Raw genomic sequence first — 13683 nt, 5'->3', positions numbered from 1 at the left:
GCCCGCTTCCACCTCGGCGGCCGTGGATCGTCGCGCCCGGCGTCTCGATGTCGAACACGTCGAAGCCATCGAACATGGCCAGAATCCCCCGAACCTTGGCAGGCGCCCCGGGCGAACGGCGTGGCGCGGCTGGCGGGGCGACTGGTGGCCGACTACCGCGCGGGCCGCCTCGACGCTATCAGCGGAGACAGCCGGTCCGGCGCGATTCGACTGTGGTGCCGGCCTGAGCACCTCCGCGGGTGTGGCGGCGCGGTTCCGGCATCCCGGTCAACTCCGCCATCGATCTCCGAACCTCTGGCTTGACCTCAACCAATGTTCAAGTCCTAGCGTCGCTGAGACGACGTGTCGAGGCGGCTCCTAGCCGTCGGACCGCGGCTGATTGGAGACATACGTGCGTGCGATCCAGGTCTCTGCGTACGGGGGTCCGGAGGTTCTGATCCTGGTGGACCTGCCCGATCCGCAGGCCGGGGAGGGGGAGGTCATTGTTCGGGCCGAAGCCGTGGACACGATCTACGTGGAGACTCAGATCCGCAGTGGCTGGGGGGAGAGGTTCGGCGTCACCCCGCCGTACGTGCCGGGCGGCGCAGCGGCCGGAACGGTCGTCTCCACCGGACCGGGCGTCTCCGCGTCCTGGCTCGGCCGCCAGGTCGTCGCGGGTGCCGGGACGCGGGGTTCGTACGCTGAACTGGTTCGGACCAGCGTCGACCGGCTGGTGCCGGTCCCCGACGGTCTGGGCCTGCGGGAAGCGGCTGGTCTCGCACACGACGGTGTGACCGCCATGGGCATCATCGACAGCCTCGGCGTCAAGCCTGGCGACCGGGTGCTGATCCTGGGGGCCGCGGGCGGCATGGGAACGCTGCTCGTTCAGCTCGCCCACGGTCTCGGTGCGCAGGTCGTGGGAGCGGCCCGTGGCGCGGACAAGCTCACACTTGTACGACGGCTCGGCGCCGACGCTGTCGTCGACTACGCCACGGAGGGGTGGGCCGACGCGGTACGCGAAGCCCTTGGTGGTCTGTCCGTCGACGTGCTGCTGGACGGTGTCGGGGGAGATCTGGGCAGCGACGCCTTTCATCTGGTGGCCGACGGCGGGCGGGTCTCGGCCCATGGGGCGGCGAGTGGCACCTTCGCCACGGTGGACCCGCAGAGTGCTCAGGCGCGCGGCGTCGACGTACACGGCATCGCGGACGTCCAGTTCAAGGCGCCGAAGATGGTGCAGCTCGCGAGCAGGGCTCTGACCGAGGCGGTGCAAGGGCGGATACGCCCGGTCATCGCACGCGAGTACCCGCTGTCCTCCGCGGCCGACGCTCACCGCGCGATGGAGGCGCGCTCGATCCCAGGCAAGGCCCTGCTCATTCCCTGAGGCGGGTTGGTCGGAAGCGGTGGCCCGCGACCCGGACCGTTGCCGAGGTCGCAACAACTGTCCGCAGCTTGACTGGGCGATCGAGCTGACTGCCGAAGTGGCTTCGGTCAATCCTTGAAATCGGGGTGTCCCACTGATTCGGACACCCCGATTTCCCTGAAACCGAGTCGATCAAGCGCCGCGAGGGTCAACTAGGGCTGGGGGACGTGCAGGGCCACCTCGAACTCCAGGAGGCTGGCGCCGGTGGCGACCGGGGGGCGGGGCTTGTCGCCGGGCGCGCTCGCGTGCGCGGCGCGGGACGGGCCGGCGGCCCAGGCCTGGTACGCCTCTTCGCTCTCCCACTTCGTGTAGACGAAATAGCGGGTCTCGCCGGCCACCGGGCGGAGCAGTTCGAAGCCGAGGAAGCCGGGGGAGTTCTCCACCGTGCCGGCTCGGGCGGCGAACCGCTTCTCCAACTCCGCGCCGCCGCCGGCCGGGACGTCGATTGCGTTGATCTTCACGACTGCCATCTGCCCACCCTAGCCAGTCAGAACGCCTCGACCGCGGGCACCAGGTCCGCGTCGACAACGATCGGCGCGTGGTCGGAGGGGCCCTTGCCCTTGCGGGCCTCGCGGTCCACGTACGCGGAGCGGACCGCTCGGGCGAACGGCGCGGACGCGTACACCAGGTCGATTCTCATGCCCTTGTTCTGGTGGAACATGCCGGCGCGGTAGTCCCAGTAGGTGAAGGGGTGCGGGCCCTTCATCGGGGTCGGCACCACGTCGGTGAGGCCGAGGTCGCGCAACGCCGCGAGGGCCGCCCGTTCGGCCGGGGTGACGTGCGTCGAGTGGGTGAAGACCGCCGGGTCCCAGACGTCGGCGTCGGTCGGGGCGACGTTGAAGTCGCCGCAGACCGCCAGCGGCAACCCGGCGGCCAGCTCGGCGTCCAGGGCGTCACGCAGTGCCGCGAACCAGGCCAACTTGTACGCGTAGTGCGGGTCGTCCGGCGTCCGGCCGTTGGGCACGTACACCGACCAGACCCGCACCCCGTCGCAGGTGGCGGAGATGGCTCGGGCCTCGGGCTCGGGGAAGCCGGGCTCGTCGGCGAACCCGACCCGGACGTCACTCAGCCCGGCCCGGGACAGGATGGCGACCCCGTTCCACCGGCCGTCGCTGTGGCTCGCCACGGTGTAGCCCAGCTCGCCCACCTCGGTCACCGGGAAGGCGCCGTCCGGGCACTTGGTCTCCTGCAGGCAGACGACGTCCGGCCCGGTGTCGGCCAGCCACTGCAGCAGCCGGGGTAGGCGGGCCTTCACCGAGTTGACGTTCCAGGTCGCCAGGCGCATGCCCCCAGCCTGCCGCATTCGCCCGCGCGACGCTGGTTCAGCTGCCCGGGGTGTCGCCGGGACGGGTCTGTTCGGCCAGGAACCGTTCCAGTTCCGCACCGAGTTCGTCGGCGGTGGGCAGGGGACCGGCGTCCGGGGCGAGCAGGCTCTTCTCGCCCCGACCCCGGGCGAACGCGTCGTACTGCTCCTCCAGGGCCTGGACCAGGGCCGCGGCGTCCTCGGTCTGCGCCACCTGGCGGTCGATCTCGACCCGGACGACCTCGGCGGCCGAGCGCAGCCCGTCGCCGGGCAGCAGCAGCCCGGTGCTGCGGGACACCGAGGTGAGCAGCACCTCGGCGGCGGCCGGGTACTCGGTCTGCGCCACGTAGTGCGGCACGTGGGCGGCGAAGCCGAGCGCGTCGCGGCCCTGCTCGCCGAGGCGGAACTCCAGCAGGTGACCGACGCTGCCGGGCACCTGGACGCGTTGCAGCCAGGGCTCGTAACCGCTGATCAGCTCCGGGCGGGTGGCGTGTGCGGTCACCCCGGTCGGGCGGGTGTGCGGGACCGCCATCGGGATCGAGTTGAGCCCCACGGTGAGCCGGACGTCCAGCCGGGCGGCCAGCCCGGCGACGGCGGCCACGAAACGCTCCCACTGCAGGTCCGGCTCGGGGCCGGTGAGCAGCAGGAACGGGGTCTCGTCGTCGTCGTGCAGCAGGTGCAGCTCCAGCTTGGGCGCGTCGACGCTCTCCCAGTGGTCCTCGACGAAGGTCATCACCGGTCGTCGCGACCGGTAGTCGAAGAGCTGGTCGACGTCGAAGGTGGCGATCGGCCGACCCTCCAGCGAGGTGAGCAGCTGCTCACGCGCCAGTCGGCTGGCGTTTCCGGCGTCCACGAACCCGGTGAGGGCCTGGATCAGGACCGGCTGCCCGAGGTCGGGCAGATCGTCGGTGAGCTGGTAGAGCTCGTGTGGGTCGAGCACCGGTGCGGACCTCCCTGAAATGTGCCTGCGGGGCGCGCTCGCGACGGAGGGCACCCGTTCGGGCAACGTACCCGCCATCCTGGTGCATTCCTGCGCCGGGCGATCCGTTGGGCGGGTGGTGGGCATGACCGGACCAATCGGTTGTTTGTGCCAGCCGGTTGAGCCGCCTGGCCGATCGGTTGAGGGGCGGTTCGGCCCAAAGGCCGAGTTTGTCGATCATGTCAGGCCGGGTGGTTGAATGTCCGGCTCTGCGACTTCTGTGGCGGTCCGCGCGCGGCACCCGCTTCATCCGGTACGCGAGGTCCGTTCCCCGGGCGGGTCGACCCGCCCGGGGCGTCCACCGGTACCCGTCGAATCTGTGTCGAGGACCACGTGATCACCGTGCGTGATCGGGCTCTCGGCCTGCCTAGCCTCGGCTGATGCGTGACGACGACACCCTCGACGAGACGTACGCCCCGAGCACCCCCACTGCCGATACGGAGGATGGCGCCTCAACCGAACGGACAACCGCCGCGAGCCGGCTCCGGGCGTACGCCCGGGACCTGACCGGTCGACGCCGGGCACAGCTGGCGCTGGCGACGGGCGTGGTGTGCTGCCTCGGTCTGACCGCCGTCGTCCAGGTCCGCGACGAGGACGCCGGAGCGACGACCCGGGGCGGATCGCCCTCCAGCGCCGAGCTGGCGCAGCGCGCCGAGCAGCAGGGCGCCTCCCGCTCCCTCGACCGCCCGGCCGCCCCGAGCACCTCCGCCGCCGCCCCCACGGCAAGCCCCGCCGACCCGGACACCAGCGCGCCGGCCCGCAAGGTCGCCCCGGCTCGCCCGACCGATCCGGCACCCGTCGCCGGGCTGGACGAGGACCAGATGGAGAACGCCGAGGCGATCGTCCGTACCGGCCGCAAGATGGGTGTGCCACGCCGGGGTCTGGTGATCGCGGTGGCCACCGCCATGCAGGAGAGCAATCTCTACAACGTGGCCAGCGGCGTGCTGCCCGAGTCGCAGGACTATCCGCACCAGGGCGTTGGCTGGGACCACGACTCGGTCGGGTTGTTCCAGCAGCGTTCCAGCAGCGGCTGGGGCCCGGTGGGGCGGCTGATGGACCCCGAGTTCGCGACCCGGCAGTTCCTCAGCGCGCTGGAGCAGGTGCCCGGCTGGCAGCGGATGCGGCTCACCGACGCCGCCCAGGCGGTGCAGGTCTCCGCGTACCCCGAGCACTACCAGCAGCACGAGTGGCGGGCCACCCGGGTCGTCGACGCCATCGTGCCGGCGGGGCGGTAACCTACCGCCCACTATGGACGGTCAGGGTTGAGGCTGTCGCATCCCGGGTACATGTGTTGCGGGTACGGGGTACACATGACTGAGGGATCGTCGACAGGAGGACGTTATGTCACTGATGCAGCGGATCAGCGCGTTTTTGAAATCACCGAAGGGGCAGCAGATGGTCGACCGGGGCCGTCGCGAGATGGCCAAGCCGGGCAACCAGCAGAAGCTGAAGGGGTTGGCAGCGCGGTTCTCCAACCGCCGCCGCTGACCGCTCCATCGGCCGCCCTGTCCGCCGTTTCCACCCCTGGGGAGACCTGGTGACCGACACCCCGCCCGTCGGCGGTCAGCCCGCCGCCCCTACTCCGCAGCCGTCCGTCGACCTGCCGGCCGGGCCGGTGGACGCCCCCGAGGGTCCGCCGGCCCGACTCTGGGACCGGATGCGTGACGACCCGCAGTACGCGCCGGAGCACCTTGCCCTGGAGGCGGTGCGCCGCCTCGGGCCGGAAGCCGTGCAGTGGGCCGCCCGGGCCCGGGCCGAGCAGCCCGGGGTGTCCGCCGATGTGCTCGCCGACCAGGCGGCCCGCAAGTTCGTCAACCTGGCTCGGCTCTCCGGCGCGGTTTCCGGCGCGGCCGGGCTGCCCGGCGCCGTGATCGACGTGGGCGTGCTGGCCTGGACCCAGGCGCGGATGGTGCTGCACATCGCCGCCGCGTACGACGTCGACCCGCTGCACAGCGATCGGGCCACCGACCTGCTGGTGCTCCAGCGGGTGCACAAGGTCGCCGAGAGCGCCCGGCTGGCGCTCGGCGTGGCCGCCGGCCGGGAACGCGCCGACGCGCTCTTCGGCCTGGGCGGCCAGCGTCCGCTCGGTCGGGTCATGCTGCAACTCGGCATCCGGCTGGCCCAGATGGCCGGTGTCCGGGCCGCGAAGCGGATGGTCGCCAAGATCGTCCCCGGTGCGGCCATCGTGCTCGGCACCTGGGCCAACTCGTCGGCTACCAAGGACCTCGCCCAGCGGTCCCGGGCCCTCTACCGCTCCCGTGGCAGCGTCGTCCCGGAGCCGCGCCAGCCCTGACGTGCGTCCCGGTCCTCAGCTGGCCAGGCCGGAGGAGCGCCAGGTGACCTCGGCGATGCGGCCCTGGCCGGTGGCGTTGGGGTGGAACCAGTCCAGCGGGTTGAGCAGATCCAGCGTGAACCGGACCTTGTGCAACGCGCCGCCGTCGTGCCGGCACCGGGACCCGTACGCCCGGCAGGCCGCCGTCAACTCGGCGTTGTAGGCGGCGATCCGATCCCGGACGGCGGCCCGGCGCGCCCGGTCGGCGGGGGCGGTCGAGGTCGCCTCGGCCAGCAGGGCCGGGCAGATGCCGCCCCGCCGCCACGCGCGGGTCGCCCGGGCGTCGTCGTGCCCGACCTCCCAGAGCCGGTACAGGTCGGGGATGCTCACCACCAGCACCCGGGCCTTCGGCCGGCCGGTCCGCAGAACCCGCAGCCCCTGGTCGACGTCGGCCCGGAACTGCTTCACCGGCGTCATCGCGTCCACTCCGCCCCGGCAGACGTCGTTGGCGCCGATCAGCACCGTGACGTAGTCGGCGCGGTCGCGTACCGCCGCCTGGGCCTGACCGGCGAGAGCGTCCGCGCGGGCGCCGGGACGGGCGTGGTTGTACCTCCGGTCGCGGATCGCCGAGTTCTGGTCCAGCAGCCGTCGGTAGTGGCTCTGCACCCGCAGCCCGTCCCCGGTCGACCAGGAGTTGCGCTCGCAGGAGGTGAGCACCAGGCAGGAGGCGAAACCGGTGCTGATCGAATCGCCGAGGGCGGCGATGCCGCCGGGCCCACCCGACGGCGGGGCGCTCGTGGTGGGGCGGGGTGTCGCCGAGGTGCCACCCTCGCAGGCCAGCGCGACCAGCGCCGCGAGACAGGCCAGGGCGGCAACCCAGCGTCGAGGCATGACGTCTCCCGTTCCGCAGCACAGAGCGACAGCGCGGTAACTCTATGCGCAGGACGCGGTGTGCCGGGAAGTTGCTGTCGGGTATGCGGCAGAGCGCCGACACGGAAGCCGTCGAGGTGCTATGCGTCCCGCCAGGGTGCCGGCTGGCCGTGCAGCCACCAGTGCAACGCCCGGGTGATCCGGGGCAGCACCAGGTAGGTCATCAGCGGGGTCAGGCAGAGCGTCATCAGGAGCACCCGGGCCGCCAGCGGCACCGCGTCGAGGAAGCGGCTCGTCAGCAGGGTGGCGGTCAGGCTCAGCGGGAAGAACGCCAACCAGATGGTCACCGCCTGCTTCCAGCGGGGCGGCGACGCGGGCGCGACCGGCTCCACCGGGTCCACCGAGTGCTCCAGCGGCCTGTCGAACCAGCCCTCGATCCCGGTACGCCGCTCCACCCGGGTGTGCTCGACGATGCCCTGCGCCGAGCTGAGCCACCAGTGCCGCTGCGGCGACTCCTCCCACCGGCGCAGCGTCTCGGCGTCGGCGAAGCGGTAGAGCATGTGCCACTCCGGCGAACCGGGGCCGCTCTGCACCCAGCCGGCGCCCAGGAACCCGGGGAACGCCTCGGCCAGCGCGGTGCCGGCCCGCATCCAGGCCACCATCTCGCTGGCCCGGTCGGGGTCGACGCGGCGGGCGATGGAGACGGTCACCGGCACGGTGAGGGTCATTGACATGCGCTCATCCTCCGGCCGGCGGGGCCGCGGCGCGAACGGATGTGCCGGAGCACACCGGCGCGGCCGGGTCCGCCCGCGCGCCGTACCGGTTAAGCCGGCCGATCGGGGGTAGATCGGTGGGTATGACGAGATCGCAGCCTCGGCGTGCCCGTGGCACGGTCGGCCACGCGAACAGCGCGCTGAACCTCCGGCTCACCCTCGCCAGCTTCGGCCTGGTGATCATGGTGGTCTTCGCGGTGCTGGCGTTCTGGGCCGGTATCGCCTGGCTCGGCGTACTCTGCGCGATCTTCGCCGTGGTCGCCGTGGTCGACCTGGTCGTGATCCAGCGCCGCCGCGCCGCCCGCCGCCGCGAGGAGCCGGGCGTACGACACTCGCTGTTCGAGTGACAGGAGGACGAGATGCCCCACATCGCCACCACCAACCCCGCCACCGGCCAGGTGCTCAAGACCTATGAGGCGATGTCCACCGAGCAGCTCGACGGTGCCATCGAGCGCACCGACCTCGCGTTCCAGCAGTTGCGGGAGACGACAGTCGACCAGCGCGCCCGGTGGATGAACGCCGCCGCCGACCTGCTCGACGCCGAGCGCGACGAGATCGCCCGGATCATGACCACCGAGATGGGCAAGACGTACGCCGCGGCGCAGGCCGAGGTGACGAAGTGCGCCACTGCCGCCCGCTTCTACGCCGACAAGGCCCCCGCGTTCCTCGCCGACGAGCCGGCCGACGCCGACGCGGTGAAGGCGACCCGGGCGTTCATCCGTTACCAGCCGATCGGCGTGGTGCTCGCTGTGATGCCGTGGAACTTCCCGCTCTGGCAGGTGATGCGCTTCGCCGCGCCAGCGCTGATGGCCGGCAACACCGGGCTGCTCAAGCACGCCTCGAACGTGCCGCAGACCGCGCTGCTGCTGGAGGACGTGTTCCGCCGCGCCGGCTTCCCCGAGGGGGCGTTCACCACCGTGCTGGTCGGCTCGGACGCCGTCGACCGCATCCTCAGCGACCCCCGGGTACGCGCCGCGACGCTCACCGGCAGCGAACCCGCCGGCCGCTCCATCGCCCAGATCGCCGGACGGGAGCTGAAGAAGACGGTCCTCGAACTCGGCGGCAGCGACCCCTTCGTGGTGATGCCCTCGGCCGACGTGGACCGGGCCGCCGAGGTCGCCACCACCGCCCGCTGCCAGAACAACGGCCAGTCCTGCATCGCCGCGAAGCGGTTCATCGTGCACACCGACGTCTTCGACGCGTTCGCCGAGAAGTTCGCCGCGAACATGGCCGCACTCCGGGTCGGCGACCCGATGGACCCGGACACCGACGTCGGGCCGCTGGCCAGCGAGCGGGGCCGCGACGAGGTGCACGCCCAGGTCCGCGACGCGGTGGACAACGGCGCGACGGTGCTCTGCGGGGGCGAGCGGCCGACCGGTGACGGCTGGTTCTACCCGCCGACGGTGGTCACCGACCTCACCCCGCAGATGCGGATGTGGTCGGAGGAGGTCTTCGGCCCGGTCGCCGGCCTGTTCCGGGTGTCGTCGTACGAGGAGGCCATCGCTGTCGCCAACGGCACCAGCTTCGGGCTCGGCTCGAACGCCTGGACCCGCGACCCGGCCGAGCAGGAGCGCTTCGCCACCGACCTGGACGCCGGCAACGTCTTCATCAACGGGATGACCACCTCCTACCCCGAGTTGCCGTTCGGTGGCGTGAAGAACTCCGGGTACGGGCGCGAGTTGTCGGCGCTGGGCATGCGGGAGTTCTGCAACACCAAGACGGTCTGGGTGGGCGAGGGCGCCGCCTCGGCCGGCGCCGGCGCGCACGCCGAATAGTTCGCGGTGCGGCACGCGTCAGCCGGCGCCGTCGTGGGTAGGAAGTGTGCCCATGACGTCGTTCGGGTTTCACGCCTCCCATGAGCAGATCGGTCCGCGCGCCCTGTTGGAGGCGGTGATGCACGCCGAGCGGGCCGGCTTCGACGCCGCCATGTGCTCCGACCACTTCTCCCCGTGGAGCGCCCGGCAGGGCGAGTCCGGCTTCGCCTGGTCCTGGCTCGGCTCGGCGTTGCAGGCCACCGGTATGCCGTTCGGCGTCGTCAACGCACCCGGTCAGCGCTACCACCCGGCGATCATCGCGCAGGCGATCGGCACCCTCGGCGCGATGTACCCGGGCCGGTTCTGGGCCGCGCTGGGCACCGGCGAGGCCAGCAACGAGCACATCACCGGCGACCCGTGGCCACGCAAGGACGTGCGTTCCGCCCGGCTGCGCGAGTGCGTCGACGTGATCCGCGCCCTGCTGGCCGGCGAGGAGGTCAGCCACGACGGGCTGGTCCGGGTGGATCGCGCCCGCCTGTGGACCCGCCCCGAGCAGCCGCCCGCACTTGTCGGCGCCGCCGTCAGCGTGGCCACCGCCCGCTGGTGCGCCGAATGGGCGGACGGGCTGATCACCGTGAACGCCCCGGTGGCGCACCTCCGCGAGATGATCGACGCGTACCGGGACGCGGGCGGGCGTGGACCACTGCACCTGCAGGTGCACGTCTCCTGGGCGCCGGAACAGGCACAGGCCGAGGCGATCGCGTACGACCAGTGGCGCAGCAACGTCTTCCCCCCGCCGGTCTGCTGGGACCTGGAGACCGCCGAGCACTTCGACGTGGTCTCCGCCGACGTGCCGGCGCAGCGCGTCGCCGAGGTGGTGAACGTCTCCTCCGACCTGGGCCGGCACGTCGGCTGGCTGGAGGAGTACCTGGAACTCGGCTTCGACCAGATCGCCCTGCACCACGTCGGGCAGGAGCAGCGCGGATTCATCGACGCGTTCGGCGCGGAGGTGCTGCCGAAGCTGCGCCCGGGCGGCTGAGCAGAGCGGTGTTCACGTACCCCTAGGCTCGTACCCCATGGAAAGCCTGTTCCCGGTCGTCGTCTTCCTGGCGATCGCCACCCTGGGCGCCGCGTTGGCCCGCCGGCTCGGCCTGCTCGCGCCGATCGTGCTGGTCGTCCTCGGCCTGGCGCTCTCATTCGTGCCGGGCTTCCCGCAGGTGCACCTGGAGCCGGAGCTGGTGCTGATCGGCATCCTGCCGCCGCTGCTCTACGTGGCCGCGCTGGAGACCTCGGTGCCGGCGTTCAAGAACAACATCCGGCCGATCCTGCTGCTCGCGGTCGGCCTGGTGTTGTTCACCGCGTTCGTGGTCGGGTTGGTGCTGCACCTGCTGTTGCCCCAGGTGCCGTTCGCGATCTGCCTGGCCCTCGGCGCGGTGGTCGCCCCACCGGACGCGGTGGCCGCCACGGCCGTCGCCCGCCGGGTCGGGCTGCCCCGCCGGGTCGTCACCATCCTGGAGGGCGAGAGCCTGGTCAACGACGCCACCGCCCTGGTGCTGCTGCGGGTTGCGACGATGGCCACCGTCGGCTCGGCCGTCGGCACGGCGGAGGTCGCCGTCGAGGTGCTGCGGGCCACCGGCGGCGGCATCCTGATCGGGGCGCTCGGGGCGCTGGTGTTCGGCTTCCTGCACCGGCGCATCACCGACCCGCTGCTGGACAACGCGCTGTCGCTGATCATCCCGTTCGCGGTGGTGTTCACCGCCGAACACCTGCACGCCTCCGGCGTGGTCGCGGTGGTCGTCACCGGTCTGGTGCTCGGCCACAAGCTGCCGCAGCTGCTGTCGGCGGCGTCCCGGTTGCAGATCGGCGCGTTCTGGCGACTTGTTCGATTCCTGCTGGAGGGCCTGGTCTTCCTGCTGGTCGGGCTCCAACTGCGGGACGTGCTACGCGAACTCGACGAGCCGATCGGCTCGCTCACCCTGATCACCCTCGCGGTGCTCGCCACCGTCTTCCTGACTCGGTTCGTCTGGCTCTTCCCGGCCACCTACCTGGCCCGGTTGGTCCCCCGGGTCCGCCGCCGTGACGCCCGGCCGTCGCCGAAGGTCCCGATCATCATCGGCTGGGCCGGCATGCGCGGCGTGGTCACCCTGGCCGCCGCGCTCGCGCTGCCGCTGACCCTGGCCGGCGACGAGCCGTACCCCAGGGCGTTGTTCATCTGGCTGGCCTTCGCCGTGATTGTTTTCACCCTGGTCGGGCAGGGCGCCACCCTGCCACTCGTCGCACGCCGGTTGAAGCTGCCGCCGGACGACGCGGTGCAGGACGCGCTCTCCGCGGCCGGGGTGCAGCAGCAGGCCAGCAGGGCCGCCCAGGGCCGCCTGGACGAGTTGGCCGACACCGCCCCGGACCCGGTGGTGGCCCGGCTGCGCCGAGCGGTGGAGGACCGCACCAACATGGCGTGGGAACGACTCGGCGGCGACGAGCGGGAGACCCCGTCGCAGGCGTACGGTCGGCTGCGACAGGAGATGATCGACGCCGAGCGGGAGGTGTTCCGGGCTGCCCGGGACTCCGGTCGGATCCCTGAGGAAGTGCTGGTGCAGGCCTACCGCGACCTGGACCTGGAAGAGTCGTTGCTGCGAGAGGTTGAGAAGTGAGCTGTCAGCACCTGACCGAGGCCGGTGCCGCCGAACCACGCACCCCCGACGAGTGCGCCGACTGCGTCGCCATCGGCGACACCTACTGGGTGCACCTGCGCACCTGCCTCAGCTGCGGGCAGGTCGGCTGCTGTGACTCGTCGCCCAATCAGCACGCGAGCAAGCATTTCGCGTCCACCGGCCACCCGGTGATCCGCTCGGCGCAGCCGGGCGAGGCCTGGCGGTGGTGCTACGTCGACGAGGAGATCGGCTGAGCGCTGGCCGGAAGCGGCTCGGCGCGGTTCGTCAGGGCCCGTCGGGTCAGCGGCGGCACGATCAGCCCGGTGACCGCGAGCAGCCCGGCCAGGACCGACCAACCGATCGGACCGACAGGGTGTGCAGCCGACCAGGCGGCGGCAGCGGCGACAACGACCGCCAGCGGCCGCGGAATCCCGCGGAGGTGCCCATCCACCGACCCTAGAACCGTCACGTGCACCCCGATGCCCCGCACAGCGCGGCGCCCGTCACGTCCGTAGCCAGAACATCTGACTCCCGTGAGCGGTGGCGGCCGTCCTACGCGGCTGCCTGATCGGAACTGACGAACCAGGCACCCGACCTGACATCGACAGGCTGCGCCAACTTCTCCACCATGGACCGAAAATAGAACAGGCGTACGACAGTTTTGTGCCGGCCGCAGTGTGCTGCCGGAGGTTTCGAAGGTCCAGTCCAGCGTCCGATGCAAGCCCGTCTCACGGGACAACGTGGTCCGCCAGCCGTTCCGTGGCGAGGCAGGAGACGAGGCAGCGTTCCTTCGCGTCGCCGTTGAGCCGGGCGGTCCAGTCGGTGAGGCCGCCGTCGCCGATCTCCAGGTCGCCGCCGAGGAGGGTGATCCGAAGGGCGCAACCGGTGTAGTAGCCGCGAGCGCGGGTGCGTTCCGGCTCGTCAACGAGCGGCACGCCACCCCCGTCGAGTGCTGGTCGGACGGTGTCGGCCAGCCGTTCCCGGACGACGTCGTCGTCGAAGGTCGTGACGTGCAGCTGCGGTGCGGCGTCCGGTGCCAGCTCGGCGAGAACGGTCCGCCAGTAGGTGAGGTGGCGGGTCAGCAGTCGGGCCTGGGTGTCGCCCGAGCCGGTGTCCCGGGCGCTGGACACCAGGGCGAAGAGCCGGAAGTGCGCCGACGTCCCGGCGCCGAAGTCCTGCGCCCGCAGCACCCGGTGGACGGCGGCCAGGTGCACCTCGCTCTGCCGACGGCGACGCACCGCGGCCTCGACCGCGAGGGCGTTGGTGGGGTCGCTCAGCACCTCGCTGGCGCGCATCGTGGTGACGATCCTGTTCTGGCCGCCCCGGGCGACCGCCGAGCAGGTGCCGACCGGTACGACCGGCGACAGCTCCACACCGGAGACGTCGGCGGGCAGCATCTGCCACATCCGGGCCTCCAGCCGAGCGAGGACGCGGGGATCCGCGCCGGACGGGCGGACGAAACGGTCCTCGCGCCAGCGGCGTACCACCTCCGACGGGCGTACCGCCGCCGCCCGGTCGCGGGCCACCGCCAACAGCAGAGTCCGCAGGTCCGCCCCGGACAGTCCGGCCAGCGCGGCCCGCGTCCCTGCCGGCATCGCCGCCCACACCCGACGCTCCGCACCGGCCAGTTCGTCGCCATCCATGGGCCTCACAGTGGCTGACGCCGCCCTACCGCTCCACCGGTT

The 13683-nt window shown here is 72.0% G+C and carries 15 protein-coding genes; 9 read left to right on the top strand and 6 right to left on the bottom strand.

Annotation, left to right across the window (positions count from 1 at the left end):
• Positions 1 to 391 precede the first annotated feature (391 nt).
• Positions 392 to 1360 carry a zinc-binding dehydrogenase gene (locus tag ACX27O_RS21395; RefSeq protein WP_210865526.1) on the top strand — a complete coding sequence of 323 codons (969 nt, stop codon included), beginning with the start codon at positions 392 to 394 and terminating at the stop codon, positions 1358 to 1360.
• A gap of 191 nt (positions 1361 to 1551) precedes the next feature.
• Here the strand turns inward: ACX27O_RS21395 and ACX27O_RS21390 are convergent, their stop codons facing one another.
• From ACX27O_RS21390 to ACX27O_RS21380, 3 genes are read right to left on the bottom strand one after another with little or no spacing between them, the layout of a single operon-like run.
• On the bottom strand, positions 1552 to 1869 hold the full coding sequence (locus ACX27O_RS21390) for an antibiotic biosynthesis monooxygenase family protein (protein WP_358126389.1): 318 nt from the start codon (positions 1867 to 1869) through the stop codon (positions 1552 to 1554).
• 17 nt (positions 1870 to 1886) lie between these two features.
• Positions 1887 to 2684 carry an exodeoxyribonuclease III gene (locus ACX27O_RS21385; RefSeq protein WP_030335068.1) on the bottom strand — a complete coding sequence of 266 codons (798 nt, stop codon included), beginning with the start codon at positions 2682 to 2684 and terminating at the stop codon, positions 1887 to 1889.
• A gap of 37 nt (positions 2685 to 2721) precedes the next feature.
• A complete protein-coding gene (locus ACX27O_RS21380) occupies positions 2722 to 3642 on the bottom strand; it encodes a proteasome assembly chaperone family protein (RefSeq protein ID WP_030335067.1) in 921 nt (306 codons plus the stop codon).
• Positions 3643 to 4061: 419 nt separating this feature from the next.
• On the opposite strand from ACX27O_RS21380, the gene ACX27O_RS21375 reads away from it, so the two are divergent.
• From ACX27O_RS21375 to ACX27O_RS21365, 3 genes are all read left to right on the top strand, one after another.
• Positions 4062 to 4916, top strand: a complete 855-nt coding sequence (locus ACX27O_RS21375) for a peptidase M23 (protein ID WP_458939965.1) — start codon at positions 4062 to 4064, stop codon at positions 4914 to 4916.
• 106 nt (positions 4917 to 5022) lie between these two features.
• Positions 5023 to 5169, top strand: a complete 147-nt coding sequence (locus ACX27O_RS21370) for a hypothetical protein (protein ID WP_167337326.1) — start codon at positions 5023 to 5025, stop codon at positions 5167 to 5169.
• Between the two features lie 49 nt (positions 5170 to 5218).
• Positions 5219 to 5974 carry an EcsC family protein gene (locus tag ACX27O_RS21365; protein WP_210865528.1) on the top strand — a complete coding sequence of 252 codons (756 nt, stop codon included), beginning with the start codon at positions 5219 to 5221 and terminating at the stop codon, positions 5972 to 5974.
• 15 nt (positions 5975 to 5989) lie between these two features.
• On the opposite strand, the gene ACX27O_RS21360 is transcribed toward ACX27O_RS21365, so the two are convergent.
• Together ACX27O_RS21360 and ACX27O_RS21355 are read right to left on the bottom strand one after the other, a co-directional pair.
• On the bottom strand, positions 5990 to 6844 hold the full coding sequence (locus ACX27O_RS21360) for a GDSL-type esterase/lipase family protein (protein WP_030335062.1): 855 nt from the start codon (positions 6842 to 6844) through the stop codon (positions 5990 to 5992).
• Positions 6845 to 6963: 119 nt separating this feature from the next.
• Positions 6964 to 7557: an antibiotic biosynthesis monooxygenase gene (locus ACX27O_RS21355; RefSeq protein WP_030335059.1), complete on the bottom strand. Its 594-nt coding sequence runs from the start codon at positions 7555 to 7557 to the stop codon at positions 6964 to 6966.
• Positions 7558 to 7679: 122 nt separating this feature from the next.
• Between ACX27O_RS21355 and ACX27O_RS21350 the strand changes: the two genes are divergently transcribed.
• From ACX27O_RS21350 to ACX27O_RS21330, 5 genes are read left to right on the top strand one after another with little or no spacing between them, the layout of a single operon-like run.
• Entirely contained in the window at positions 7680 to 7943 is a 264-nt protein-coding gene (locus ACX27O_RS21350) for a DUF6343 family protein (protein ID WP_030335057.1), read from the top strand.
• Positions 7944 to 7955: 12 nt separating this feature from the next.
• Positions 7956 to 9371, top strand: coding sequence for an NADP-dependent succinic semialdehyde dehydrogenase (locus ACX27O_RS21345; protein WP_357638565.1), 1416 nt, complete (start codon positions 7956 to 7958; stop codon positions 9369 to 9371).
• A gap of 52 nt (positions 9372 to 9423) precedes the next feature.
• Positions 9424 to 10389, top strand: coding sequence for a TIGR03885 family FMN-dependent LLM class oxidoreductase (locus ACX27O_RS21340; RefSeq protein ID WP_030335052.1), 966 nt, complete (start codon positions 9424 to 9426; stop codon positions 10387 to 10389).
• 37 nt (positions 10390 to 10426) lie between these two features.
• On the top strand, positions 10427 to 11998 hold the full coding sequence (locus ACX27O_RS21335) for a Na+/H+ antiporter (RefSeq protein WP_358136291.1): 1572 nt from the start codon (positions 10427 to 10429) through the stop codon (positions 11996 to 11998).
• Positions 11995 to 12252, top strand: coding sequence for a UBP-type zinc finger domain-containing protein (locus ACX27O_RS21330; RefSeq protein ID WP_279517376.1), 258 nt, complete (start codon positions 11995 to 11997; stop codon positions 12250 to 12252). The genes ACX27O_RS21335 and ACX27O_RS21330 overlap by 4 nt, the downstream gene beginning before the upstream one ends.
• 474 nt (positions 12253 to 12726) lie before the next feature.
• Here the strand turns inward: ACX27O_RS21330 and ACX27O_RS21325 are convergent, their stop codons facing one another.
• Positions 12727 to 13641: a hypothetical protein gene (locus ACX27O_RS21325; protein WP_358126398.1), complete on the bottom strand. Its 915-nt coding sequence runs from the start codon at positions 13639 to 13641 to the stop codon at positions 12727 to 12729.
• Positions 13642 to 13683 lie beyond the last annotated feature (42 nt).

Source organism: Micromonospora sp. SD19, assembly GCF_054462275.1.
Note: the sequence above shows the minus strand (reverse complement) of the source record. Positions and strands in the feature narration are given on the sequence as shown.

What these genes read in the sequence shown, in the direction of transcription:
- ACX27O_RS21390 (WP_358126389.1), bottom strand. Translation starts at nt 1,869, where the DNA reads ATGGCAGTCGTGAAGATCAACGCAATCGACGTCCCGGCCGGCGGCGGC.
- ACX27O_RS21325 (WP_358126398.1), bottom strand. Translation starts at nt 13,641, where the DNA reads ATGGATGGCGACGAACTGGCCGGTGCGGAGCGTCGGGTGTGGGCGGCG.
- ACX27O_RS21385 (WP_030335068.1), bottom strand. Translation starts at nt 2,684, where the DNA reads ATGCGCCTGGCGACCTGGAACGTCAACTCGGTGAAGGCCCGCCTACCC.
- ACX27O_RS21335 (WP_358136291.1), top strand. Translation starts at nt 10,427, where the DNA reads ATGGAAAGCCTGTTCCCGGTCGTCGTCTTCCTGGCGATCGCCACCCTG.
- ACX27O_RS21350 (WP_030335057.1), top strand. Translation starts at nt 7,680, where the DNA reads ATGACGAGATCGCAGCCTCGGCGTGCCCGTGGCACGGTCGGCCACGCG.
- ACX27O_RS21340 (WP_030335052.1), top strand. Translation starts at nt 9,424, where the DNA reads ATGACGTCGTTCGGGTTTCACGCCTCCCATGAGCAGATCGGTCCGCGC.
- ACX27O_RS21360 (WP_030335062.1), bottom strand. Translation starts at nt 6,844, where the DNA reads ATGCCTCGACGCTGGGTTGCCGCCCTGGCCTGTCTCGCGGCGCTGGTC.
- ACX27O_RS21370 (WP_167337326.1), top strand. Translation starts at nt 5,023, where the DNA reads ATGTCACTGATGCAGCGGATCAGCGCGTTTTTGAAATCACCGAAGGGG.
- ACX27O_RS21375 (WP_458939965.1), top strand. Translation starts at nt 4,062, where the DNA reads ATGCGTGACGACGACACCCTCGACGAGACGTACGCCCCGAGCACCCCC.
- ACX27O_RS21345 (WP_357638565.1), top strand. Translation starts at nt 7,956, where the DNA reads ATGCCCCACATCGCCACCACCAACCCCGCCACCGGCCAGGTGCTCAAG.
- ACX27O_RS21355 (WP_030335059.1), bottom strand. Translation starts at nt 7,557, where the DNA reads ATGTCAATGACCCTCACCGTGCCGGTGACCGTCTCCATCGCCCGCCGC.